The following is a 24,203-nucleotide window of genomic DNA, read 5'->3' on the forward strand; positions in this document are numbered from 1 at the left end:
ATCAGGAGAGCGCATTTGATATCCATGGCAGCAAACACCTCGGCGGAGCCAGCCGCGACCAGGGCCTACCATGTGCTCGAGCACATGATCGTCACGCTCGAACTGGCCCCGGCAAGCTTCGTCACCGAGGGCGCTCTGATCGACAGGCTCGGGCTTGGCAGGACACCAGTGCGCGAGGCGATCCAGCGGTTGGCCTGGGAAGGGCTGCTTGACATCAGGCCGCGCGCCGGGATCGCCATCGCCCCGCTCCATGCCGGCGACTGGCTGCGCGTCCTCGATGCACGTCGCGGCGTCGAGGTGGTGCTCGCCCGCTCGGCCGCCCGCTTCGTCACCCGCGAAGCCGCCGACTTGTTTCACGAAGCAGCGCTCGCCATGCAGAAAGCGGTGATCTCGGGCAATGTGCTTGCCTTCATCCAGGCCGACAAGGCACTCGACGAAGCGCTGGCGCTGGCTGCCGACAATCCCTTCGCCGCCCGTTTGGCCGCCCCCTTGCAGACCCACAGCCGCCGCTTCTGGTTCCGCTACAAGGCCGAAACCGGTCTTGCCGAATCCGCCGAGCACCATGTAGCGCTGATCCGCTCGATCCTTGCGGGCGACGAAGAGGCCGCGGCCAAGGACGCCAAACGCCTGATGGCGCTGTTGCGCGGCCACGCCGAGACGGCCGCCACGCGCTGAACGTCCTTTTATATCCGGTGCGCTCTCGTCGTTGGCGCTTCCTCGAAGCTCGGGTTAAGTCCCGGGCAAGGCAGCCGCCGCCATCAACGGACCGTCCCAGCCTTCGCCTGCCGTGATGACGCAGCTCTAACCATGCGTGTCGGTGGCAAGAATTGTCCAGGTGCCCTGGTCGGAGACGAATATCTCAAGAATCAGGCTCGGGTTGACCAGGCCCCGCGCCGCTTCGCTTTCGTGGAATTTTTCCCCGAGCGCTTTGATCATATCCGCACGGGCCGCGCATTGCTCTGCCATCGCCGGGGCGGCCGGAAACGCGGAAACCGCCGCGAAAAATAGCGTTGCCACAAGACGGGTCATCTGACACCTCCTTGCGCCAGACGATGTCCCCGAAGCTGTCGCCAGCGCCGTTGCTTGATCTGCCGTACCTCCTTGCGGCAGGACTGCAAACCAAGACGGCAGATGCTACTTGGTTCCATCACATTAGCGTTCAACGGATAGGGTCGCCACCGATTGCAAAAAAACGCCCGGGCGCGAGCGCCCGAGCGTTGAATCCAAACCAATTTGTTGTCCGGTCAGTTCATCGTCGGGATGACGAATTCGGCACCATCCTTGATGCCGGACGGCCAGCGCGAGGTCACCGTCTTGGTCTTGGTGTAGAAGCGGAACGCGTCCGGGCCGTGCTGGTTGAGATCGCCGAAGGAAGATGCCTTCCAGCCGCCGAAGGTGTAGTAGGCGATCGGCACCGGGATCGGCACGTTGATGCCGACCATGCCGACCTGGACACGGCTTGCAAAGTCGCGCGCGGCATCGCCGTCACGGGTGAAGATGGCGACGCCATTGCCCATCTCGTGATCGTTGGCGAGCTTGATCGCGCTCTCATAGGTCGGCGCGCGCACAACAGAGAGCACCGGCCCAAAGATCTCTTCCTTGTAGATGCGCATATCGGCGGTCACGTTGTCGAACAGGCAGCCACCCATATAGTAGCCGTCTTCATAACCCTGCATCGAGAAGCCGCGGCCGTCGACGACCAGCTTGGCGCCTTCCTTGACGCCGGTGTCAACATAGCCCTTAACGCGTTCCAATGCCTGCGCCGTCACCAGCGGGCCGAAATCGGCGGAAGAGTCCGTCGAAGGACCGACCTTCAGGCTTTCAACGCGCGGGATCAGTTTTTCCATCAGCCGGTTGGCGGTATCGTTGCCGACCGGGACGGCGACCGAGATCGCCATGCACCGCTCGCCGGCCGAGCCGTAGCCGGCGCCGATCAACGCATCGACGGTCTGGTCCATGTCGGCATCGGGCATGATGATCATGTGGTTCTTGGCGCCGCCGAAGCACTGCACGCGCTTGCCGGCGGCCGTGCCGCGCGAATAGATGTAATGGGCGATCGGCGTCGAGCCGACAAAGCCGATGGCCTTGATGTCGGGATCGTCGAGGATGGCGTCGACCACGTCCTTGTCGCCGTTGACGACGTTGAGGATGCCTGCCGGCAGGCCGGCTTCGAGGAACAGTTCGGCAATGCGCATCGGCACGCCGGGATCGCGCTCCGAAGGCTTCAGGATGAAGGCGTTGCCGCAGGCGATGGCCGGCGCGATCTTCCACAGCGGGATCATTGCCGGGAAGTTGAACGGCGTGATGCCGGCGACGACGCCGAGCGGCTGGCGCATCGAATAGACGTCGATGCCGGGGCCGGCGCCGTCGGTGAATTCGCCCTTCATCATATGCGGCGCGCCGATGCAGACTTCGACCACTTCGAGGCCGCGCTGGATGTCGCCCTTGGCGTCGGCGATCGTCTTGCCATGCTCACGCGCCAGGATGTCGGCCAGTTCGTCATAGTCGCGGGCGACCAGTTCGAGAAACTTCATCAGCACGCGCACGCGGCGCTGCGGGTTGGTCGCGGCCCATTTCGGCTGCGCTGCCTTGGCATTCTCGACCGCCGCGCGCAGTTCCGCCTGCGAGGCCAGCGCCACCGTGCCGCGCACGGAGCCGTCCATCGGCTGCATGACATCCTGCTTGCGGCCGCTGGTCCCGGCGACATGCTTGCCGCCGATGAAATGACCATAATCGATCATGATTTCTCTCCCTTGTTCGTGATGCTGTATTGTCCGCCTTTGGCCGGCGGATGGCAACGCGACGGAGAACGCAACCGTTGTGCGAAAAGTAGATAACGAGAGGCACCTGTGCATCAATTGCCGCAAATGATAGGGTGCGCCCGTCTTTACAGGATTTCTCAAGGTTGAGCTTCGTCACACCCCCCTCTGTCCTGCCGGACATCTCCCCCGCAAGGGGGGAGATCGGATGCAGCGGTCGCTTTCGCAAATCTTCAGCTCCGCAAAAGAGGCTCTGTCAGCGGAGCTGCCAATCTCCCCCCTTGCGGGGGAGATGTCCGGCAGGACAGAGGGGGGTGGGCGGGAACGCGACGCTCGTCATTAGATCGGACCATCCCCATGAACTGGGATGACGTCCGCATCTTCCTCGCCGTGGCGCGCGCCGGCCAGATCCTTGGCGCGGCCAAACGGCTGGAGCTCAACCACGCCACTGTCTCGCGCCGCATCGCCGCACTCGAGGATGCGCTGCGGGCAAAGCTGTTTCGCCGGTTGACCACCGGCAGCGAGCTGACGCCTGCCGGCGAGCGCTTTCTCGACATTGCCGAGCGCATGGAAGGCGACATGATCGCCGCACGTTCGACCGTTGCCGGCGAAGGCGACGATGTCTCCGGCACGGTGCGCATCGGCGCGCCGGACGGGTTTGGTGTCGCCTTCCTGGCCAAGCGCCTTGGCGCGCTGACCGCCCTGCACCGCGAGCTGACGATCCAGTTGGTGCCGGTGCCGCGCTCCTTCTCTCTGTCGCGGCGCGAGGCCGACATCGCCATCACCGTCGAGCGGCCGACGGAGGGTCGGCTGGTGGCGGGAAAGCTGGTCGACTACTCGCTCGGCCTGTTTGCCTCCCGCGCCTATGCTGACGTGCATGGTTTGCCCCAAACCGCCGCCGAGCTTGGCCAGCACACATTGATCGGCTATGTGCCGGACCTCATCGTCAGTCCCTCGCTCGACTACGCGGCCGAATTCAGCGCCGACTGGCGCACCAGCTTCGCCATCTCCTCGGCGCTCGGCCAGGCCGAAGCGGTGCGCTCGGGCGCCGGCATCGGCATCCTGCACACATTCGTCGCCCGCTCGATGCCGGAACTTGTGTCCGTCGATGCTGTCGCGCCCATCCGCCGTGCCTACTGGCTGGTCTATCACGAATCGGTCAGGCCGCTGCGCCGCGTCCAGATCGTTGCCAGCTTCATCACCAAGGCAGTGGAGCGGGAGCGAAACCTGTTTGTCTGATGCATGTCGCCCAAAAGTGATCTCGGTTTTGAGAGAACGACATGCATAAAACAAAGACGCTAAAGCGCATCGCATGAATCCGATCAAACGCGATGCGCTTTAGCCGTGCCGCCTTTTCCTTGCCACAAAACCGGCCAGTGTGGCATCAGGCGTGCGGTCGCCGGCTGTGGGCGGACGCCGCGCGCAGGGACATCTTTCAGAAAGCTGGCGCGAATAGACATGCGAGCCGTTCTTGCCATCCTGCCGCTGCTTTTCGTTTCCGCTTGCGCCAATCCGTGGACGAAGGTCCCGGAAGCCGAACTGCCCAAGCCGATCCGCTACGCCATGGCGCGGCCTTCGCCTTTCGTCTTCGGCAGTTATTGCGGCCCTGGCACCCGCACCGGCGATCTATCGGCCCGGCCGGCCGACCGCCTCGATGCGGCCTGCCAGGCGCATGACGCCTGCTACATCGCCCGCCACAACCATTGCGACTGCGATGGCGCCCTGGTCGCCTCGGCGAAAGCGATCCGCGACGACAAGACAACGCCACGCAAAATGCGCGGCGAGGCCGAACTGCTGATCGCCACCTTCACCATTCCCGTCTGCAAGGTCTTCCCGCAGGGCTTCATGCCACCGCGCGATCCGGCGCAATTGAGCGCCCTGAAGGCCGGAGCGACCGGGTGAAGGGTCGCGCATCCATCACCATCGTTCTGTTCGGGCTGGCTGTCCTTGCCGGTTGTGCCGGTACTGGTCGCAATGCCTGCGATCTCCTGCAAGGTCAGAGCGCTTGTGCGCGACCCGCGCTCTCCGCCGAGACAGCTGGGCCGCGGATCGCCGCCGCGCAGTTTTTCGGTGACGCCGGCACCAGCGACTACGAAAAGCGGTTCCTGGCGCTGCTCGCCCACCAACAGCTTGGCGCCATGGACCGCGCCAACGGCACCGGCCCTTTCGGCCATGACCGCCATGAGATCCGCAACAGCGATTTCCAGGCGACCTACCGGACGCTGCAACAACTGGCCGGGCCGGTCGCAGAAATGCATCTGCCGCAAGCCGGCGCCAGCAGCGGCGAGGGTCATTTCGAAGGACGCTGGCGGGTGTCGCGGCAAACGCTCTACATCGATGCGGCGGCGCGGCCTTCGGCACCCAGGGTCTTCGATTTCTCCGGCCTGCAGGCACGCAGCGTCGAGATCGTGCTGCGCCAGGCCGGCAAGCAACCCGCCGTCATCGAGGGCGCCTGCGACGGCACGCTGGCAATCCGTGCCGGCGCCGATTCACGCACCATCGCCACGGGCACGGCATTCCGCTTTCGCCTGGCCGGCGAGGACGACACGGTCAGCCTGTTTCCAAGCGAGAGCCTGAACCGCTGCACGGCAAGGATCCGCTCCAGCCTTGCCCCGGCCGGCGCGCCGCTCACCATCCAGCGCGAAGAGACCGCCGATCCGGCTCTCGCCGCCTTCGACAGCCGCTACGAGCGTTGCCCTACGCCAGACCCAACCGGCCTCGATCCTCTCAGCCGGGCCTTCTATGCCAGCCGCTGGCTCTCGCAGACCTGTGCCTTGCCGATCGGAAAGCCGCGCCTGCTGCGCAAATCGCGCGACGGCTTCAACGCCAAGGTCGAGGCGCTGATGGGAGCACCACTGTCCGACAGCGCCATCGACAAGGGCGATCCGGAACTGCCGCTCGATTTCTCCAGGGCGCCAAGGCTGAAGCTGATCTATCTGTCGTCGCTGGAGTTCAAGGCCGACTTCTCCGGTCGCATCATCGAGCGGTTGATCCGCCATCATGCAGCACTAGGCACCAAGGTCCGCATCATCGTCACCGACGTTCTGGAGCGCGACAAGGACGACGCCCTGCTGCACCGGCTGGCCGCCGAATTCCCCAATGTCGAATTGCAAGAATATCGCTGGCGGGCGGACCATGGCGCGCCGATCGACGAGCAGACCTCACAACTGCACAAGGTCCATCACGTCAAGATGCTGGCAACGCTTGCCGACGATCCCGGGCGCTCACGCGCCATCATCGGTGGCCGCAACATCCATGACGGCTTCCTGTTCCACCAGCCGATCGATCTGTCGCGCTATCCAGACCTTGAGCAATACGACAAGACCGACGGGTTTTCGCTGAACTACTATTCGAACTGGAGCGACTTCGACATCGAGTTCGCCGATCCGGCCACGGTCGAAACGCTGGCTGCGCATCTTTCGACAATGTGGCTGCGCGACGCCGACACCAATCTGGCGCGCCCCTTCTCCATTCCGGTCCGGTCCGACGGCGCCCGCCCGTCAGGCACGGCACGACACTTCATTTCGGTGCCTTACGAGGATGGTCATGCGCTGGAGGACTATTTCGTCGAGCTGGTCGACGCCGCCCGGCACCATATCCAGATCGTCAACCCCTACCTCAACCTGACGCCCAAGCTTGCCCAGGCTGTTGACCGGGCGCTCGCCCGCGGCGTCAGGATCGACATTGTCGGCCGCATCGATCTCAAGGGCGATATCGGCGGCAAGTTTCTCACCGCGCTCAACAAGCTGTTCGTCGAGAAATATGGCGACCGCATCAACATCCGCGAGTTCAAGTCGCCTGACGTGGTGCTGCATTCCAAGATCATGATGATCGACGAAAGGCTGGTCGCCATCTCGTCGGTCAATCTCAACAACCGCAGCTTCTTTCACGACTCGGAGAACGGCATGATGGTGCTCGATCCGGCCTTCTACACCAGGATGAAGCCGATCTATGACGACTATGTCGCCCACTCGAACCCGGTCGCCACCAATGTGACGATACCGTGGGCCTACCGGCTGCTGTTCGACGAGGACTGGGTCCGACAGGCGTTCTGACCTCTTATCGCAGATAACGCTCCTGAGCGAGGTCGCGGACATCGATGTCCGGCACCCGGCTGGAGATGATGTCGGCCAGAACCTTGCCCGAGCCGCAAGCCATGGTCCAGCCGAGCGTGCCGTGGCCGGTGTTGAGATAGAGATTGGAGAGCTCGGTGCGGCCGATCAGCGGCGGACCGTCCGGCGTCATCGGCCGCAGCCCGCACCAGAACGTCGCGTCCCGCATCGCGCCGGCGCCCGGAAAGAGATCGCCGACCGAGTGTTCCAGCGTGCGCCGCCGCGATTCGTGCAGCCTGAGGTCGAAGCCGGAAATCTCGGCCGTACCGCCAACCCGGATGCGGTCGCCGAGCCGGGTGATCGCCACCTTGTAGGTCTCGTCCATCACCGTCGACACCGGTGCCGCGGCGGCGTCCTTGATCGGCACGGTGATCGAATAGCCCTTGACCGGATAGACCGGGATCGGCCGCTTCACCCGGCGCATGAAACCTGCCGAATAACTGCCCAGCGCCATCACATAGGCGTCGGCGGTCTTCCAGCCTTTGCTGGTGCTGAGATTGGCGATGCGGTTGCGGCTGCGGATGACGCGCCAGATCGTCACGTCGTATTCGAACTTGACGCCGCGGGCCACACAGAGTTCGGCCAGCCTGTCGGTGAACATCTTGCAGTCGCCGGTCTCGTCGTGCGGCAGCCTGAGGCCGCCGACGAACTTTTCGCGCACCCCGGCAAGGCCAGGCTCAGCCGCGATGCAACCGTCCTGCTCGAGGATCTCGTAGGGCACGCCGTACTTCTTCAGCACCTCGACATCGCCGCCGGTGCCGTCGAGCTGCTTTTGCGTACGGAACAGCTGCAGCGTGCCCTGGGTACGCTCGTCATAGGCGATGCCGGTCGCTTCGCGCAGCGCCTTCAGCGTGTCGCGGCTGTATTCGGCGAGCGGAACCATGCGCGCCTTGTTGATCGCATAGCGCTCGGCGGTGCAGTTGCGCAGCATCTTGATCAGCCATGTCCACATATGCGGATCGAAGGCCGGCCGCACCACCAGCGGGCCATGCTTCATCAGCAGCCATTTGATCGCCTTCAGCGGAATGCCGGGTCCGGCCCAGGGCGAGGCGTAGCCGGGCGAAATCTCGCCGGCATTGGCGAAGCTGGTTTCCAGCGCCGGGCCTTTCTGGCGGTCGAGAACCGTCACCTCGTGGCCGGCCTCGGCAAGGAAGTACGCCGTGGTCACTCCGATGACGCCGCCGCCCAGCACCATGATCTTCATCGTTCACTCCTTGCCGCGCCGCACGTCCTAGGGACGCCTGGACGCGGCCGCATTTCCGATTTGCGCACGATCCCCGGCGAAAATCGATGCCGACTTTCGGGATCGTGCAGTGTTGCCTGTTCACGCCGCCGTGGGACCGGGGTCGTCATCCCCTGTCTGCCGCATTCCGGCCCTTTCGCCAAGGGGCCGCCAATCGGCTGCGGCGCTGTAGACGAGGGTGAGCCCATGCGGCCGTCGCGCCTCGACTTGGGATCTCTCCCTGACGGCACGCCGCGCGGCCTCCGGCTGGTAGAGCACGGTTGCGACCAGGACCGACTCCCGCCTGCCGTCGGCCTGTTCGATCCATGCAGTCCGGCCCTCGGCCATGCCGAGCATGCAAAGCCCCCGCCTTGTCATGATCGACAGGCTGGAGCCGACCGGACCGCGCACCTCGTTCTGCACCAGGGTCCGGGTCTGGGCAGGGCCGGCATCGACACGAAACACCAGCCTGCTGTTCAGCGTCACGATATCGGATCCGACCGAATCGATCGCGACGACCTCGGCTTTGGAAAGCTTGTCTTCAAGCATTGGAACAATCGGATCCGCGAAAGCCCGCCGACGCTCCAACATGATCTCGAGGACGGCGAAGTCCTTTGTCGTCAGCCGGAAATTCGCGCCTGTCATCGCCGTCTCCATGATCAGGACCCTTCCCGCCCGCAGGCCGGCGCATCGACCACTTCGATGGTCGCCGACAGTTCCCGGCCGCCACGACTGCTCCAGCGCACTGTCTGCCCGATGGTGGCGCCGATGAGCGCCGTCCCCAACGGCGTCAGCACCGAGATCCTGTTTTCACTGATGTCGGCATCGCCGGGATAGACCAGTGTGATGCGCTCCCCGCCATCGTTGCGGATTGTCACCGTCGAACCCATCCGCACCACGTTGGCCGGCATGGAAGCCGCTGCCGTGACGATGGCGCGGTCCATTTCCGAAAGCAGTTCTTCGGCCGTCTCGGGCACGCGGTCGAGCGACGCCCGCGCCAGGCCGGTCAGCCTGTGGTGGTCGGCATCGCTGACCAGAGGCCGGCTCGGTGGACGCAATCCTGTTGCATGTTGCATGGCAAACCTCGATGACTTGGCGCATCGAACAGACGCGCGCCTGCCGCCGCACAAACGGTGGCTTGATGAAAAGCCGGCAGCCGCGAAGCTGTCTGGCTCGGGAATGATGATCAGGTAGAAATGCCCCGGTTCGGACGGACGCCAAAAGGCGGCCGCGCCGGGGCTACGATCCCGCGATCGGGCAGACCCTGAACAAGGTTCTGATATAAGCTGGGTTGCTCATGCAAGGAGCCTTGCCGACAGGCGTCCGCTTGTCAAGCGTGGCCAAACCGCTCAACCGCCGACATAGCGCCGATGGAAGCGCGAGCCGAGGCTGGTCAGAATCTCGTAGCCGATGGTGCCGGCATGGCCGGCAGCGTCGTCGACACTTTGCGAGGGACCGAGCAGTTCGACGAGATCACCCTCGCGCAGCCTGCCGGCCGGCAGGGCGGAAATGTCGAGAATGATCGAGTCCATCGACACTCGCCCGAGGAAAGGCAGGCGCACGCCCTCGAACCAGGCGGCGGACGCGGCGCGGCGCTGCCAGCCATCCGCGTAGCCGAACGAAATCGTCGCCAGCCTGAGCGGGCCTTGCGCTTGATAGGTATGGCCATAGCCGACGCCCGCGCCCTTTTCGACGCTGCGCGTCTGTGCCACCTTTGCCTGCAGCCGCACCACCGGCAGCATCGGATTGGGCTTTGCCGGCGTCGGATTGATGCCATAGAGCGCGGCACCGGGGCGGGCGAGATCGTAGCGAAAGCGTTCCCCAAGAAAGATGCCGGAGGAATTGGTCAGCGAGGCCGGTGCCGCCGGCAGCATCTTGCGCAGCTGCTCGAATGCCAGCCGCTGCCGCTCATTGGCCGGGTGCTCCGGCTCGTCGGCGCAGGCCAGATGACTCATCACGAACCGGATGTCGATGCCGTCGAAGGCCTGCGGATCGGCGGCAACGCGCTCCACATCCCGGGGCGCCATGCCGAGCCGCGACATGCCGCTGTCGACCTGGATCGCGGCCGGCAGTTTTCGGCCGGCGCGGCGAGCCGCCACACGCCAGGCCACCAATTGTTCCGGGCTGTTGATGACGGCGCAAATGTCTGCCGCCACAGCGTCCCGCTCGGCACCGGGCGGAATGCCGTTCAACACGAAAATGGCAGGGCCCGGACCAAGCGAGCGGCGCAGGGCGACGCCTTCGCCCAGGAGCGCAACGAAGAAGACATCGCAGCCTTCGCGCAGCAGCGCCGCCGCGACCTGGCCGGCGCCAACGCCGTAGCCGTCCGCCTTGAGCACACCAGCGCAGGCAACATCGCCCAACCGCGCTTTCAGCCGCCGGTAGTTTTCACGGATTGCACCGAGATCGATGGTGAGGATGGCCCCAGCCGCCACTTCGCTTGTGGCGGTGACCTCTTCTGGCGGCGGCTTTTGGGGGGCGTCGTTCATGGCGACCCTTCGCGTGGTAGTGGATACATCAATAGGACCGCCGGGCCGGCGCGGCAACCGCGGTTGTTGTATAGCGGCTATTGCACCAGATGCCGGAACGCCGCCACCACATCCTCATAGACATGGCGCTTGAACGGCACGATCAGGTCGGGCAAATCCTGCATAGGCCGCCATGCCCATTCGTCGAACTCTGCGGTGTGGCCGCCCGGCGGCGGGTTGATCTGGATCTCGCTGGTGTCGCCGTGGAAGCGAAAGGCGAACCATTTCTGCGTCTGGCCGCGATACCGGCCCTTGAAGGCGATGCCGACGAGATGGTCCGGCAAATCATAGTTGATCCAGTCCGGCGCCTCGGCCAGCAGCGAGACGCCTCGCATGCCGGTCTCCTCATAGAGTTCGCGCTCGGCCGCCTGCAGCGGCTCCTCGCCCTTGTCGATACCGCCTTGCGGCATCTGCCAGAGCTGCGTCGTGCCGGCAAATTCGCTGTCCGGTTCGGCAATCCGGTGCCCGACCCAGACAAGGCCCTCGGCATTGAGGATCATCAGCCCGACACAGGGACGATAAGGCAGCGTTTCGCGATCAATCTTTTTAGCCATGCGTGATGGGGTCCAGCCGTTTTGAGAATTCGCTCCGGTGAGGCAGGTGGCGAGCGTTTTCGAGAACCGGAGCGGAGCGTACTTAAAGTACGTGAGCACCGGAAGCGCAGAAAACGTCGACAGATGCCCGCCGGAGTAGAATTATCAAGACGGCTGTTAGCCTTTTTGCGGGTCAATGGCCACCGCTGAAATCGGCACGATCTCGATGCCGCGCTTCTTGGCCTCGACCACCCAGGACGACACCGTATCGACCGTCAGGTCGAAGGCCGAACCGATGCCGACGGCGGTGCCTTTGGCCCGCGCGGTCGCCTCCAGACTGTCGAGCTTCTTCAGGATTTCGCCGCGATCCTGCACGGCATCGATCGCCATGTCGCCGGCGACGAAGGGCACGCCGTCCTTCAGCGCCAGGTCCGGCGCCAGGCTGCGAGCCGACGAGCCGTCATCGATATAGGCAAGGCCGCGTTTGCCGAGCTCGGCGATGAACGGCTCCATCGCCGCCGCGTCGGCGGAAAAACGGGCGCCCATATAGTTCATGACGCCGGTATAGTTGGTCGTCCGCGACAGTGCCCAGTGCAGGCTTTTCAGGTTCTCATCCGCGCTCGCCGCCACCGTCAGCGTGTTGCGGCCCGGATTTACCTTCGGATAATCGAACGGTTCGAGCGGCACCTGCATGACGATCTCGTGGCCGCTCTGCCTGGCTGCCTGCATCCACCGGCCGATGCTGTTGCCTTGCGGCGCGAAGGCCAGCGTCACTTCCGCCGGCAGCTTGGCGATGGCCGCCTGGGTGCCGGTCTGCGAAACCGAAAGCCCGCCGATGACGATCGCCACCCGTGCGCCGCGCCCGCCCGACCAGGGCCGCGCATAGACGTCGAACGGCCGTCTGCCATCGGTGGCGCGCACCGGCAACGGCCCAGTCTCGCTGGTCTCGATCAGCGCCTTGTCGGGAATATGCGCGATCTTCAGGTTCTGGCCGATGGTCGACGGATCGCGAATGACGATCGCTGCCTTGGGCGGCCCATCGCCCTCCTCCGTCTGCACATGGATGATCTGCGGCCCGCCTGATTTGACCGGCGCCTCCGGCTTCGGTGCCGCCGGGGCCAATGCAGGCGGCGCAGGGGCAGGTTCGGCCGCCGCGGTCACTTTCGGCGTTGAAACTGCAACCTCTTGCGGCTTTCGAAACGGCTTTTCCCTGAGCGCGATCGCGCCGGAGACGCCTGCCACCGCCAGCACGGCCACGGTCGCCATGATCGCACCGCCGCTGAGCTTGCCGGCGGCGCGCGGCGGCCGGACTGCCTGTCCGAGCGGGCGTTCGATGTCCTTGCCGATGTCAGCCAAGCCTAATCCCCGGGCGCATGGCTCCGAAGGCGAAGCCGCTTCGAAAGGACATGCGCGAATTCATCAATCCCGGCGCACCCCGCGCCATGTCTTGGGAGCTTTGCCTCGCCCCCCGAATCAAACTGCCGGAACCTTTCGGTCCCGGCAGCATCGCATTGCTTCCATCAGGCTCAAACAGAAAGATGGAGCGGCGCGTGGCCGCTCCAGATCCTTACTGGTTGAGAACCGCCTTTTGCGGATTGGGCGGGAAGGCCGGATCGGTCTTCTGGCCGCGCAGCAGCTGCTCGGCATAGATGAGCTGCAGATCGTCTTTCGGATCCGGCGGCACATAAGCTGCCGAGCCCGAACCGGTCGTGCTCTCATCGGCGCCCTTGATATGGCCCTTGAGGTCGGATTCGCCGCGCGTCAGGTCCCTGCCCTGCAGTTCCGGCGGCAGCGGCTGGTCGACCTTGATGTCGGGCGTGATGCCCTTGCCCTGGATCGACTTGCCGGACGGCGTGTAATAGAGCGCCGTCGTCAGCCTGAGCGCACCATTCTCGCCGAGCGGAATGATGGTCTGCACCGAACCCTTGCCGAAGGACTGCGTGCCGACCACCGTGACGCGGCGCAGATCCTGCAGCGCGCCGGCGACGATTTCCGATGCACTGGCCGAACCGCCATTGACCAGGACAATCATCGGCTTGCCGTTGATGTCGTCGACCTGCTTGGGCTTGGCGTCGAAGCGGGTGACGTCCTTGGGGTCGCGGCCACGCGTCGAAACGATCTCGCCGCGGTTGAGGAAGGCATCGGACACGCTCACCGCCTGGTCGAGCAGGCCACCCGGATTGAGGCGGAGATCCAGAACGTAGCCCTTCAGCTTGTCGTCGGGAATCTGCTTCTTGATGGTGTCGATGGCGTTCTCGAGGTCGTCATAGGTCTTTTCGGTGAAGGAGGTGATCTTCATGTAGCCGATGTCGTTCTCGACCCGGAACTTGACCGCCTTGACCTTGATGATGTCGCGCACGACCGTCAGTTCGATCGGCTTGTCGGCGCCCTGGCGCAGGATGGTCAGCTTGATCGGCGTGTTGACCAGGCCGCGCATCTTGTCGACCGCATCGTTGAGGGTCAGGCCGCGAACCTCTTCGCCGTCGATCTTGGCGATGTAGTCGCCGGCCAGCACGCCTGCCTTGGCGGCCGGTGTGTCGTCGATCGGCGTGATCACCTTGACCAGGTCGTTCTCCATGGTGACTTCGATGCCGAGGCCACCGAACTCGCCCTTGGTCTGGACGCGCATATCCTGCGCCTGCTCGGCATTCATGTAGGAGGAGTGCGGGTCAAGCGAAGCCAGCATGCCGTTGATGGCATTCTCGACCAGCGACTTGTCGTCGGGCGGTGTCACATACTGTGCCCGCACCCGCTCGAAGATATCGCCGAAGATCGCCAGTTGCTTGTAGGTCTCCGACCCTGCAGCGTTCGCCGCCGAGCCGGGTGCGCCATAGACCAGGCTCATGGCGGACGCGCCCATCAGCGCACCGGCAAACAGAAGCGACAGTTTCCGCATTATTCACGTCCTTCCAGAAAAACGGTCCGCCCACCATGGGGCCGGATCGACGGGTTTTCCATCCTTGCGGAACTCGACATAGAGTTCCGGCGTGGCATTTCCATTCTTCGAAACCGAGGTGCTCGCCACCCGGGCCTCTCCCATCGCACCGATCGGCTCTCCTGCAAGCACTGCTTGACCGGTCGCGACGCTGATTCTGCTCATCCCCGCCAAAACGACATGATAGCCGTCGCCTGCGTTCAGGATCAAGAGTTGACCATAAGACCGAAACGGCCCCGCATAAAGCACATTTCCATCCGCCGGCGCGGTGACGATGGCTCCCGATTGTGTCGCAACCATGTCGCCAAGCATCACCGCGCCGTTACCGTCATCGGCGCCGTATCGCCGTTTGATGCGGCCGGTCACCGGCAGCGCGATCTGTCCTTGCAAGGCTGAAAAGGGTGCCGCGGCGGCAAGTTGGTTGCCTTCCGGCACCGGCAGCGACGCCAATTCCGCCGGCGCAGATGCGTTGTCGCCATCCGCCGTCTTCTGCTCGGCGGCCTTGGCCGCATCGGCGGCCTTGCGGCTCTTGTCGGCCTGCGCTTCGAGCGAGGCGATCAACTCTTTCAGGCTGCCGGCCTTGGCCGCCAGCGCTTCGGATCGCTGCTTTTCCGCGGCCATTTGCGTTTGCGTGTCGGCTTCGAGCTTCTGCTTGGCCTCCAGCAGCATGCCGAGCCGCTTCTTTTCCGCCGTCTGGTCGCCGACCGCCGCCGTCAGCCGCGCCCGTTCGGCCTCGATCGACGCCGTAATCCTGGTTTGTTCCTTGAGATCGGCAAGCAGGCTATCGGTCTGCTGGCGCAGTTCGGGTACCACCGCGCCGAGCAGGATGGCGCTGCGCACCGACGACAGCGCGTCCTCGGGCTTGACCAGGATCGCCGGCGGCGGGTTGAGGCCCATGCGCTGCAACGCGCCCAGCACTTCGGCCAGAACGTCGCGCCGCGCCATCAGCGAGGCGCGGATCTTCTGTTCCTGGCCCTTCAGTCCTTCCAGCCGAGCGCCGATGTCCTCGATGTCCTGGCCGAGCTTCTGCTCGGTCATCGCCGACTGGATCAATGCGGCGGTGATCGAGGCGTGATCCTTCTTGATCGTCGCGATATCGGCGGAGAGTTTGGCCAATCGTTCCGACGACAGCGTGATCTCCTTCGAGACCCGTTCATATTCGGCCCGGCTCTGATCCGGATCGGGAGCCGTGTCGAGCGTGTTTTCCGCCCGCCCCGCATGCAGCGACAGCACAAGTACCGCCGCCGCGATGCCGCAGCGCGCGCGCCAGGAGCCCGTTCTTGATTTGCTGTCTTCAGACATTGAAGCCCGACTCTATGCGTGGCTTCGTTAACGAACAATCAACCATGTTCGAAACCGCCCACTCGATGCAATCTTGCCTCGGCATTGGGGCGGAAATCCGGGTGTGTCGCACCAATTCACCGGTTTACGAGCGATGGTAGGGATGTCCCGAAAGGATGGTGGCCACACGATAAAGCTGCTCTCCCAGCATCACGCGCACCAGTTGATGCGGCCATGTCAGCAATCCGAACGACATCACTAGTTCGGCCTGGTCGCGCAGCGACTGATCGTGGCCGTCGGCGCCGCCGATGGCGATGACCAACGCCTTGCGGCCACCGTCACGCAACAGGCCGAGGCGCCCGGCGAAATCTTCCGAGGAAAAGCTTTTGCCGCGTTCGTCAAGGAGGATCAAAGCGGTTCCGGGCTGCAACTGCGTCTGCAGTTTCTGGCCTTCCTCACGCCGCCGCTCGTTGGCGGTCTGGCCGCGCCCCTCGGCAATCTCGGCAATGCCGCCAAATTCAAGCCCCACTACCGGGCCGCTCTTGGCGAAACGCTCGAAATAGCGGTCGGCCAGCAGCTTTTCGGGGCCGGCTTTCATCCGGCCCACGGCATGAACTGATATCTTCATCCTCGCCTTGTAAGCCGCGCGAACGACTTAGTGGAGCGTTTCTTCCTCGAGGTCCGGCGCCTGCCACATCTTTTCGAGATTGTAGAATTCGCGGACTTCGGGGCGGAAGACATGGACGATGATGTCGCCAGAATCGATCAGGACCCAGTCGGCGCCGGATAGCCCCTCGACGCGCGCGGTGCCGAGACCGGCATCCTTGATCGCTTTGAGAAGATGATCGGCGACAGCCGCGACATGACGGTGCGATCGGCCCGAAGCGACGACCATGTAGTCGCCGAGGCTCGATTTCCCCTGGATGTCGATGGAGACAATGTTTTCGGCCTTGGAGTCTTCCAGACTGGCAAGGACTGTCTTGATGGCGCGGGACACGGCGTCGTCTACGCTGATCCTGGCCGGCGAAGGCATGATATCGGCCTTCTTCCGCAGTGCTGTTCTCAGTGTATTTCCTTTCGCAGCAAGAACAACCAAATCACCCCTTGAAGCAGGTGACACCACTTAGATAGGCAGAGTTCCCTGACAGTTTCAAGACGGGACCCTGCCTCGCACGAACGTATTGTCGCTCTTGTGGTTCCGCCGCACGCCGGAAAAGATCGGAACCCTCACCGCCCGCATGGGTTATCGGCTCACCGACCAACCGGATTTCCCCCATGCCGATCGACCCGCAAAACGCTTTTCTCAGCGTCCAGGCTGGCCTCGCCCAACTGAGCACGCTGATTGTTTCGTACTCCTTCTCGGCCATCGGTGCCGTCATCCTCTTGATTGTCGGCTACATCGTCGCCGGTCTTGCCGAACGTTCGATCTTCGCTGGTCTCGGCCATATCCATGGTTTCGACGCGACGTTGCGGCATTTCTTCTCGAAGATCGTCCGCTACGCCATCCTGATCCTCGTCACCATCATGGTGCTCGGCCAGTTCGGCGTGCAGACGGCCTCGATCATTGCCGCGATCGGTGCCATTGGCCTCGCCATCGGCCTGGCGTTGCAGGGCACGCTGCAAAACATCGCCGCCGGCATCATGCTTCTGGCGCTGCGGCCGTTCCGCATCGGCGAATCCGTCGAGGTCGGTTCGATCGCCGGTACGATCGAGGAGATCGGCCTGTTCGCGACCAAGCTCAGGACGGCCGACGGGGTCTACATATTGGCGCCGAACTCGACGCTGTGGAACCAGCCGGTGCGCAACTTTTCGCGCAACGGCGTACGCCGCAGCGACATCATACTCAGCATCGGCTCCTGGAACGACATCGACAGGGCGCAGAAAGCCTTGCTTGCCATTGCCGCGGCCGAACGGCGAGTGAAACGTGAGCCGGCACCGATCGCTTTCGTCTCGACATTGGGCGACAGCACTGTTTCGATTGCCCTGCGCTATTGGACATCGTCGGCGGACTTCTTCGCCACCCAGACCGATCTCACCAAGCGCGCCAAACAGGAGTTCGATAGCGAAGGCATATCGATCCCGCTGCCGCCGCCGGAAGCGCCCCAACCGGAAGCCCGTCGACAATAGTCGGTTGGCTCAGTGCCGGCCCTCATCGTCCGGTGCGAAGGCAAGTTCGACCGGCAACGGCGCCTGCGCCGTCATCGGTGCGAAGCTGCCGGTTTCACCGACCGGGACCGCACGCGTCGTGAACACGCGCAAAAGCACGAACAGGCAGAAGGCTGCGGCGATGAGAACAGCCACATAGATGAAAGCCTGCGTTCCGAAGACGGCTGAAAGCGCCGTCACGATGCCGGGCACGACGAAACCCGACAGCGACCAGGCAAACAAAAGCGAACTGGACAGCGCCACCATGTCGTCCTTGCCGGCGCGGTCGGCGGCATGTGCGCTGGCCAGCGAATAGATCGATTCCGAGGCGCCGTCCCACACGATATAGATCACAACCAACGCGGCCAACGCGCCGCCATCGAACCCGAGCGCAAACAGGCCGGCAACCATGGCGAGCGCGGATGCGGCGATCAGCACATAGCGGCGGTCGGTTCGGTCGGAAATCCAGCCAAGCGGGATCTGCAGGATCAGCGTGCCGAGAGGCATCGCCGAAAGCAGCAGCGCCACATCGGCCTGGCTGTAGCCCTTGGCCGTGGCGTGGATCGGCGCGAAGCCCGCAATCGACATCGACAGGCCGCCGACCGCAAGCATGCCGGCGACGCCGACCGGTGAAACCCGCCAGGCACGGCGCAGCGCCACCGAGGCCGCCTGCGGTGCCGGCGGCTGGGCAAGTTTGGTCATCCCGACAGGGAGGATCGATAGCGCGGTGAAGACGATGCCGATCAGCGGCGCATCCGCTGTCCTGATATCGACCAGCGCCAGCGTCGCGTAGCCGACGCCGAGCCCGGCGACATAGGCAACGTAGAAGAAAGCCATCACCCGGCCGCGGATGGCGTTGGCAACGGCATCGTTGAGCCAGCTCTGCGCGACGATGAACAGGCCGCAGATGGCAAAGCCGTAGAGCGCGCGGGCGGCTATCCACAGCAGCGGATGGACCCCGGCGCCGACCGCGGCGTTGGCCAGCGCGATCAGCGCCGACAACACCATGAAGGCACGGGCATGGCCGACCCTTCGCACCAGCGGTCCGGTCAGGATGCAGCCCGCCAGCCCGCCGGCCGAAAGTCCGGTGATGATCAGCCCGGCCCAGGTCGGATCGAAACCCTCGGCGCCGAGCCGAACCGGGATATAGGCAAACATCAGCCCGTTGCCGACGGCAATCAGTGCCATCGACACGATGACGCTGGCAATCGCGATCAGCGGCGTGGGCTCGGCGCCCTGCTCGGCTTCGCTGCGGGTTTTCCTGGGAATCGACATGCCTGCTCAGGATTGCCCATGAAACGGGCAAAGGGAGCGATAAAAGCGACATGGCCGGGCGGTCGGGCTCACCCCTTCGCCAGCTTGCGGATCGCGCTCGATGACAGCGACGAGCGCGGGCCGTGGATGAAGGTCCAGGCCGGTGCCTTCATGCGGGCAAGCCGCGGCGCATCGCCCTCGTCGATGCGGGCATAGTCGAAGGTCTTGGCGACGACCGAGGACAGGAACGACAGCGTCGCGCCAGGGCGGTCGATGACGGCGATCGGGAAGGTCATGACGATCTCGCGCCAGCGCTGCCAGCGGTGAAAATCGCGCAAACTATCCGCACCCATGATCCAGACGAAGTCGACACCGGGATTGCGCGCCTTGACCAGCGCCAGCGTGTCGGCGGTGTAGCGGACGTGATGCGCCGCCTCGAAGGCGGTGACCTTGATCTTCGGGTTCTTGGCGATCTGCTCGGACAGCTGCAGCCGCTCGCCCAGCGGCGCCAACTCCCTGGTGTTCTTCAGCGGATTGCCCGGCGTCACCATCCACCACAGCTGGTCGAGCGCCAGGCGCCGCAGTGCAATCTCGGCGACCAGCGCGTGGCCGGCATGCGGCGGATTGAACGAGCCGCCGAACAGGCCGACGGCGAGGCCTTTCTCGGCATGCGGCATTTTGAGATAATGGGAGGGAACGGGGGGGTGGGAAGGGGATAGCATCGCGCTAGGCACCCCCCTCTGCCCTGCCGGCCATCTCCCCCGCAAGGGGGGAGATCAGCAGTTTCGGCGAAGGCGTAAATCTTGCCGCGTTGGAGATCGGCGAAACCCGAAATGCCAGCCAATCTCCCCCCTTGCGGGGGAGATGTCCGGCAGGACAGAGGGGGGTGGCTGGGCGCAAGCTTCAGGCCCTTTGGGCGAAATACGTCAAGGCCTCACCTGTCCAGACCCGCGCACGCGGTATTTGAACGACGTCAGTTGCTCGACGCCCACCGGTCCGCGCGCATGCATCTTGCCGGTGGCGATGCCGATCTCGGCGCCCATGCCGAACTCGCCGCCGTCGGCGAACTGCGTCGATGCGTTGTGCAGCAGGATCGCCGAATCGATCTCGTTGAAGAATTTTTCGACCGCTTGCGCATCCTCGGCGACGATCGCCTCGGTGTGATGCGAGGAAAACGTCTCGATGTGATCGATCGCACCCTTGATACCGTCGACCAGCTTCACCGCGATGATGGCATCGAGATATTCAGTCACCCAGTCGGCATCGGTCGCCGGCCTGGCGTCGAAAAACACTTTCAGCACCTCGGCATCGGCATGGATCTCGCAGCCGGCCGCGCGCAGTGCGTTGAGGATCGGCACCAGATGCGTGGAGGCGACCGCGCGGTCGACCAGCAGCGTCTCTGCGGCACCGCAGACGCCGGTGCGCCGCATCTTGGCGTTGACGGCGATCCGCACCGCCATTTGGAGCTCGGCCGAACGGTCGATGTAGAGATGGCAGATGCCTTCGAGATGCGCGAAGACCGGCACCCGTGCCTCGGCCTGCACCCGCCCGACGAGGCTTTTGCCACCGCGCGGAATGATGACGTCGAGCATACCGCCCAAGCCTTTCAGCATCTCGCCGACGGCGGCGCGGTCGGTGATCGGCACCAGTTGGATGGCGTCCTCCGGCAGGCCGGCTTCCTTCAGCCCTTCGACCAGGCAGGCGTGGATGGCGGCCGAGGAATTGAGCGAATCCGAGCCGCCGCGCAGGATTACCGGATTGCCGGCCTTGAGGCACAGCGCGCCGGCATCGGCGGTGACGTTCGGGCGGCTCTCATAGATGACGCCGACGACGCCGAGCGGCGTGCGCACGCGCTCGATATGCAGACCGTTCGGCCGATCCCATTGTGCGATCACGTCGCCAACCGGGTCGCGCAATTCGGCGATCTCCCTGATGCCGTCGGCCATGGCGCGAATGCGCGCCGGATCGAGCTTCAGCCGGTCCATGAAGGAGGCGGAAAGCCCGGATTCCTGGCCGTTCGAGACATCGATGGCGTTGGCGTCGAGAATGTCTTGCTGCCTGGCGACGATCGCCTCGGCCATGGCGGCAAGTGCAGCATTCTTGGCGGCGGTGGTGGCAATGGCCAACGGTCGGGCGGCAGCGCGGGCGCGGCGGCCGATATCGGCCATCAGCGCCACTGTGTCTTCTCCGGATTTTTCATGCTGCTTCAGCATGCTCATCCTCCGCTTATGGCGCCACCGGCCAGTACTTGGTCGCTAGCCCCTACTTGGGCACCAGAATGACTCACCACAAGGTCGTCGCGGTGGATCATCGCCGAACGCGCCTCGTAGCCGAGCACGGTTTCGATCTCGGCCGTCTTCAGGCCAGCGATCCTTACGGCATCGGCGGCATCGTAGGCAACCAGCCCGCGCGCGATCTCGCGGCCCTCGGGCGACAGGATCGCCACCGTGTCGCCGCGCGAGAAATTGCCGCTGACCAGCTTGACGCCCGCCGGCAGCAGCGACTTGCCCGACAGCAGCGCGCCGATGGCGCCGGCATCGACTGTCAGCCGGCCGGCCGGTTCGAGTTGGCCGGCGATCCAGGTCTTGTAACCCTTGACCGGATTGGAACTCGGCCGGAAGAAGGTGGCGCGTTCGCCGCGTTCGATCGCCATCAGCGGCGACAGCCGCGTGCCCGACGTGATGATCATCGCGGTGCCGGCGGCGGTGGCGATCTTGCCGGCATCGAGCTTCGTGCGCATGCCGCCGCGCGACAGTTCGGAAGCGGCCGCACCCGCCATCGCCTCGATATCGGGCGTGATCCGGTCGACCACCGGAATGAATTTGGCATGGGGGTCACGCGCCGGCGGCGCCGTATAGAGCCCGTCGATGTCTGAGAGCAGCACCAGGAGGTCGGCGCCCATCATGGTGGCGACGCGAGCCGCCAGCCGGTCATTGTCGCCGTAGCGGATTTCGGAAGTCGCCACCGTGTCGTTCTCGTTGATGACCGGCACTGCCTTCATCTTCAAGAGTGTCGAGATCGTCGCCCGCGCATTGAGATAACGGCGGCGCTCCTCGGTGTCGCCGAGCGTCAGCAGGATCTGGCCCGATTTCAGGCTGCCCTTGCCGAGCGCGTCCGACCAGGCGCCGGCCAATGCGATCTGTCCCACGGCTGCCGCCGCCTGGCTCTCCTCCAGTTTCAGGGCTCGCTTGCCGAGGCCAAGGATGGTGCGGCCAAGCGCGATGGCGCCGGAGGAGACGACGAGGATTTCAGCGCCGCCCTGCGCAAGCACCGCAATATCGTCGGCAAGCGAGGCCAGCCAGTCGCGCTTCAGGCCTGACGTTCGGTCGACGAGCAGCGCCGAGCCGATCTTGACGGTGATGCGCCGATATTTTTTCAGCGACTGCATGGCCTACTTGTCCCAGCGCGTCTCGACCGGGGTAGCCGTCCGCGCACGCGCCTCGCCCACCACCGACATCAGCGCCCGCAGCACCGCCTCGACGCCTTCGCCGGTGACCGCCGACAACAGCATCGGTGCTCGGCCGGCGGCGCGCTTCAGCGAGGCGACTTTCTTCTTGCGCGCATCGGCGTCGAGCGTGTCGACCTGGGAAAGTGCCACGATCTCGACCTTGTCGGTCAGGCCGTTGCCATAGGCCTCAAGTTCCGCGCGCACGGTCTTGTAGGCTTTGCCCGGATTTTCCTCCTGCGCCGAAACCAGATGCAGCAGCACGCGCGTGCGCTCGACATGGCCAAGAAAGCGATCGCCAATGCCGACGCCCTCATGCGCGCCTTCGATGAGACCCGGAATGTCGGCGATGACGAACTCGCGCGCGTCGATCCGGGCGACGCCGAGGCCGGGATGCAGCGTCGTGAACGGATAGTCGGCGATCTTCGGCTTGGCCGCGGTGACCGCCGCCAGGAATGTCGACTTGCCGGCATTGGGCAGCCCGACCAGCCCGGCATCGGCGATCAGCTTCAGCCGCAGCCAGATGTTGAGCTCCTGCCCCGGCAGGCCGGGATTGGCGCGGCGCGGCGCCTGGTTGGTCGAGGTCTTGAAATGTTGGTTGCCGAAACCGCCATTTCCGCCCTTGGCCAGCAGAAAGCGCTGGCCGACCACGGTCAGATCGCAGATCAGCGTCTCGTTGTCCTCTTCGAACACCTGCGTTCCCGCCGGCACCTTCAGCGTGACATCGGCGCCCTTGGCACCGGTCATGTTGCGGCCCATGCCGTGGACGCCGGTCTTGGCCTTGAAATGCTGCTGGTAGCGGTAATCGATCAGCGTGTTCAGCCCGTTGACCGCCTCCAGCCAGACATCGCCGCCACGACCGCCATCACCGCCATCCGGCCCGCCGAACTCGATGAACTTTTCGCGCCGGAACGACACCGAACCGGCGCCACCGTCACCGGAGCGGATGTAGACCTTGGCTTGATCGAGAAATTTCATGGGATTGTACAGTTTCTACTAGTGGCCTTGCGGCATTGCTCTAAACCTTGGCCCTTGCTCTAAACCAAGGCGCGGCGAAGGGCGAGGCCGTTTTGTGACAATGGCCGCGTGGGATCGGCCGGAGAGATGCCGGAATGAAGCTTGTAACTTACAACATCCAGTACGGCATCGGCCTCGACGGGCAATACGATGTCGGGCGCATCGCTGATGCCGTGCGCGGCGCCGACGTGATCGCTTTGCAGGAGGTGACCCGCAACAATCCCAGGAATAGCGGCCGCGACATGGTCGCCGAGATCGGCGAGGCGCTGCCCGACTACTTCGCCGTCTATGGCAGCAATTTCGAGGCCAATATCGGTTCGCACATCGACAATGGCCGCGCCATCACGAAAACCTTCCAGCTCGGCAACATGGTGCTGTCGAAAACGCCTATTCATCTGTCGCGCAACCTGCTTTTGCCGCGCAGCCGCAGCTTCGAGATGATGAACTTCCAGCGTGGCGCGCTGGAAGCGCTGATCGAGACGCCGCTTGGTTTCATCCGCTTCTATTCCATCCATCTCGATCACCGCAGCCCCGTCGAACGCGCCAGCCAGATCCAGTTCTTGCGCCAACGCATGCTGAACTACGCGCTCGAAGGCGGCGCGCTGTCCGGCGTCGCCGAGATCGGCCTGCCGGAACTGCCGCATCCCGAAGCCTTTGTCGGCATGGGCGATTTCAACATGCTGGCCGGTTCACCCGAATATGTCGAACTCGCCGGCCGGCCGGACCATGAATTCGGCATGCCGCTGACCGCCGACTTCGCCGTCGATGCCGCCTTGCGCCTGAACGCCACCGGCGACGATCTCATCAGCTGGGTCGACCCGAAACAACCCACCGACCCCAGCCGCCACAAGCGCATCGACTATATCTTCACAAGCGCTTCGCTTGCCAAATCCCTGAAGCGCCTGTGGGTCGACCGGAAAGCTGACGGTTCGGACCACCTGCCGGTGTGGGTCGAACTGGGCTGATGGCCTT

The 24,203-nt window shown here is 64.4% G+C and carries 23 protein-coding genes; 6 read left to right on the plus strand and 17 right to left on the minus strand.

What is annotated here, in order from left to right; translation table 11 throughout:
* The first annotated feature begins 24 nt into the window (after positions 1-24).
* The gene (locus NKJ37_RS04930) at positions 25-675 is read left to right on the plus strand and encodes a GntR family transcriptional regulator (RefSeq protein WP_245486341.1); all 651 of its coding nucleotides are present in this window, start codon (positions 25-27) and stop codon (positions 673-675) included.
* 126 nt (positions 676-801) lie between these two features.
* Here the strand turns inward: NKJ37_RS04930 and NKJ37_RS04935 are convergent, their stop codons facing one another.
* Complete coding sequence (locus NKJ37_RS04935; RefSeq protein WP_352772983.1) at positions 802-1,029, minus strand: hypothetical protein; 228 nt, start codon at positions 1,027-1,029, stop codon at positions 802-804.
* Positions 1,030-1,244: 215 nt separating this feature from the next.
* Positions 1,245-2,741 carry a CoA-acylating methylmalonate-semialdehyde dehydrogenase gene (locus NKJ37_RS04940; RefSeq protein ID WP_023811796.1) on the minus strand — a complete coding sequence of 499 codons (1,497 nt, stop codon included), beginning with the start codon at positions 2,739-2,741 and terminating at the stop codon, positions 1,245-1,247.
* Positions 2,742-3,116: 375 nt separating this feature from the next.
* Here NKJ37_RS04940 and NKJ37_RS04945 point away from each other — a divergent pair, with 375 nt between their 5' ends.
* The 3 genes from NKJ37_RS04945 (at position 3,117) to NKJ37_RS04955 (ending at position 6,814) form a co-directional block, all read left to right on the plus strand.
* Complete coding sequence (locus NKJ37_RS04945) at positions 3,117-3,998, plus strand: LysR family transcriptional regulator (protein ID WP_352772986.1); 882 nt, start codon at positions 3,117-3,119, stop codon at positions 3,996-3,998.
* 219 nt (positions 3,999-4,217) lie between these two features.
* The gene (locus NKJ37_RS04950; protein WP_352772989.1) at positions 4,218-4,661 is read left to right on the plus strand and encodes a phospholipase A2 family protein; all 444 of its coding nucleotides are present in this window, start codon (positions 4,218-4,220) and stop codon (positions 4,659-4,661) included.
* Entirely contained in the window at positions 4,658-6,814 is a 2,157-nt protein-coding gene (locus tag NKJ37_RS04955; protein WP_352440989.1) for a phospholipase D-like domain-containing protein, read from the plus strand. Before NKJ37_RS04950 ends, NKJ37_RS04955 begins: the two co-directional genes overlap by 4 nt.
* Positions 6,815-6,818: 4 nt before the next feature.
* On the opposite strand, the gene NKJ37_RS04960 is transcribed toward NKJ37_RS04955, so the two are convergent.
* The 10 genes from NKJ37_RS04960 to rsfS form a co-directional block, all read right to left on the minus strand.
* The gene (locus tag NKJ37_RS04960; protein ID WP_128304957.1) at positions 6,819-8,075 is read right to left on the minus strand and encodes a D-amino acid dehydrogenase; all 1,257 of its coding nucleotides are present in this window, start codon (positions 8,073-8,075) and stop codon (positions 6,819-6,821) included.
* A gap of 120 nt (positions 8,076-8,195) precedes the next feature.
* On the minus strand, positions 8,196-8,750 hold the full coding sequence (locus NKJ37_RS04965; protein WP_352554279.1) for a GreA/GreB family elongation factor: 555 nt from the start codon (positions 8,748-8,750) through the stop codon (positions 8,196-8,198).
* A gap of 2 nt (positions 8,751-8,752) precedes the next feature.
* Positions 8,753-9,169 carry a nucleoside diphosphate kinase regulator gene (rnk, locus tag NKJ37_RS04970; protein ID WP_023811790.1) on the minus strand — a complete coding sequence of 139 codons (417 nt, stop codon included), beginning with the start codon at positions 9,167-9,169 and terminating at the stop codon, positions 8,753-8,755.
* A 273-nt stretch (positions 9,170-9,442) separates the two neighbouring features.
* The gene (alr, locus tag NKJ37_RS04975) at positions 9,443-10,582 is read right to left on the minus strand and encodes an alanine racemase (RefSeq protein WP_352772993.1); all 1,140 of its coding nucleotides are present in this window, start codon (positions 10,580-10,582) and stop codon (positions 9,443-9,445) included.
* A 77-nt stretch (positions 10,583-10,659) separates the two neighbouring features.
* Positions 10,660-11,175: an RNA pyrophosphohydrolase gene (locus tag NKJ37_RS04980; RefSeq protein ID WP_023811788.1), complete on the minus strand. Its 516-nt coding sequence runs from the start codon at positions 11,173-11,175 to the stop codon at positions 10,660-10,662.
* A gap of 156 nt (positions 11,176-11,331) precedes the next feature.
* On the minus strand, positions 11,332-12,510 hold the full coding sequence (locus NKJ37_RS04985) for a divergent polysaccharide deacetylase family protein (RefSeq protein ID WP_352440993.1): 1,179 nt from the start codon (positions 12,508-12,510) through the stop codon (positions 11,332-11,334).
* Between the two features lie 211 nt (positions 12,511-12,721).
* Positions 12,722-14,053, minus strand: coding sequence for a S41 family peptidase (locus tag NKJ37_RS04990; RefSeq protein WP_023811786.1), 1,332 nt, complete (start codon positions 14,051-14,053; stop codon positions 12,722-12,724).
* Positions 14,054-15,391 (minus strand): murein hydrolase activator EnvC family protein, encoded by a 1,338-nt coding sequence (locus NKJ37_RS04995; RefSeq protein WP_352772997.1) that lies wholly within the window; start codon positions 15,389-15,391, stop codon positions 14,054-14,056.
* A 124-nt stretch (positions 15,392-15,515) separates the two neighbouring features.
* Positions 15,516-15,998 (minus strand): 23S rRNA (pseudouridine(1915)-N(3))-methyltransferase RlmH, encoded by a 483-nt coding sequence (rlmH, locus tag NKJ37_RS05000; RefSeq protein ID WP_023811784.1) that lies wholly within the window; start codon positions 15,996-15,998, stop codon positions 15,516-15,518.
* A 27-nt stretch (positions 15,999-16,025) separates the two neighbouring features.
* Positions 16,026-16,403: a ribosome silencing factor gene (gene rsfS / locus NKJ37_RS05005; RefSeq protein ID WP_013529073.1), complete on the minus strand. Its 378-nt coding sequence runs from the start codon at positions 16,401-16,403 to the stop codon at positions 16,026-16,028.
* Between the two features lie 242 nt (positions 16,404-16,645).
* Between rsfS and NKJ37_RS05010 the strand changes: the two genes are divergently transcribed.
* Positions 16,646-17,497 (plus strand): mechanosensitive ion channel family protein, encoded by an 852-nt coding sequence (locus tag NKJ37_RS05010; RefSeq protein WP_352440995.1) that lies wholly within the window; start codon positions 16,646-16,648, stop codon positions 17,495-17,497.
* 9 nt (positions 17,498-17,506) lie between these two features.
* Here the strand turns inward: NKJ37_RS05010 and NKJ37_RS05015 are convergent, their stop codons facing one another.
* The 5 genes from NKJ37_RS05015 to obgE form a co-directional block, all read right to left on the minus strand.
* Positions 17,507-18,790 (minus strand): MFS transporter, encoded by a 1,284-nt coding sequence (locus tag NKJ37_RS05015; RefSeq protein WP_352440996.1) that lies wholly within the window; start codon positions 18,788-18,790, stop codon positions 17,507-17,509.
* Between the two features lie 68 nt (positions 18,791-18,858).
* On the minus strand, positions 18,859-19,491 hold the full coding sequence (locus NKJ37_RS05020; RefSeq protein WP_352440997.1) for a nicotinate-nucleotide adenylyltransferase: 633 nt from the start codon (positions 19,489-19,491) through the stop codon (positions 18,859-18,861).
* A gap of 204 nt (positions 19,492-19,695) precedes the next feature.
* Positions 19,696-20,982, minus strand: a complete 1,287-nt coding sequence (locus NKJ37_RS05025; RefSeq protein ID WP_352440998.1) for a glutamate-5-semialdehyde dehydrogenase — start codon at positions 20,980-20,982, stop codon at positions 19,696-19,698.
* Positions 20,983-20,984: 2 nt separating this feature from the next.
* On the minus strand, positions 20,985-22,157 hold the full coding sequence (proB, locus tag NKJ37_RS05030; protein ID WP_023811780.1) for a glutamate 5-kinase: 1,173 nt from the start codon (positions 22,155-22,157) through the stop codon (positions 20,985-20,987).
* A gap of 3 nt (positions 22,158-22,160) precedes the next feature.
* A complete protein-coding gene (obgE, locus tag NKJ37_RS05035) occupies positions 22,161-23,192 on the minus strand; it encodes a GTPase ObgE (protein ID WP_023811779.1) in 1,032 nt (343 codons plus the stop codon).
* Between the two features lie 134 nt (positions 23,193-23,326).
* Here obgE and NKJ37_RS05040 point away from each other — a divergent pair, with 134 nt between their 5' ends.
* Positions 23,327-24,196 (plus strand): endonuclease/exonuclease/phosphatase family protein, encoded by an 870-nt coding sequence (locus tag NKJ37_RS05040; RefSeq protein WP_128304967.1) that lies wholly within the window; start codon positions 23,327-23,329, stop codon positions 24,194-24,196.
* Positions 24,197-24,203 lie beyond the last annotated feature (7 nt).

Source organism: Mesorhizobium sp. M0140, from assembly GCF_040322475.1.
In the GTDB taxonomy this organism is placed as follows: Bacteria; Pseudomonadota; Alphaproteobacteria; order Rhizobiales; family Rhizobiaceae; genus Mesorhizobium.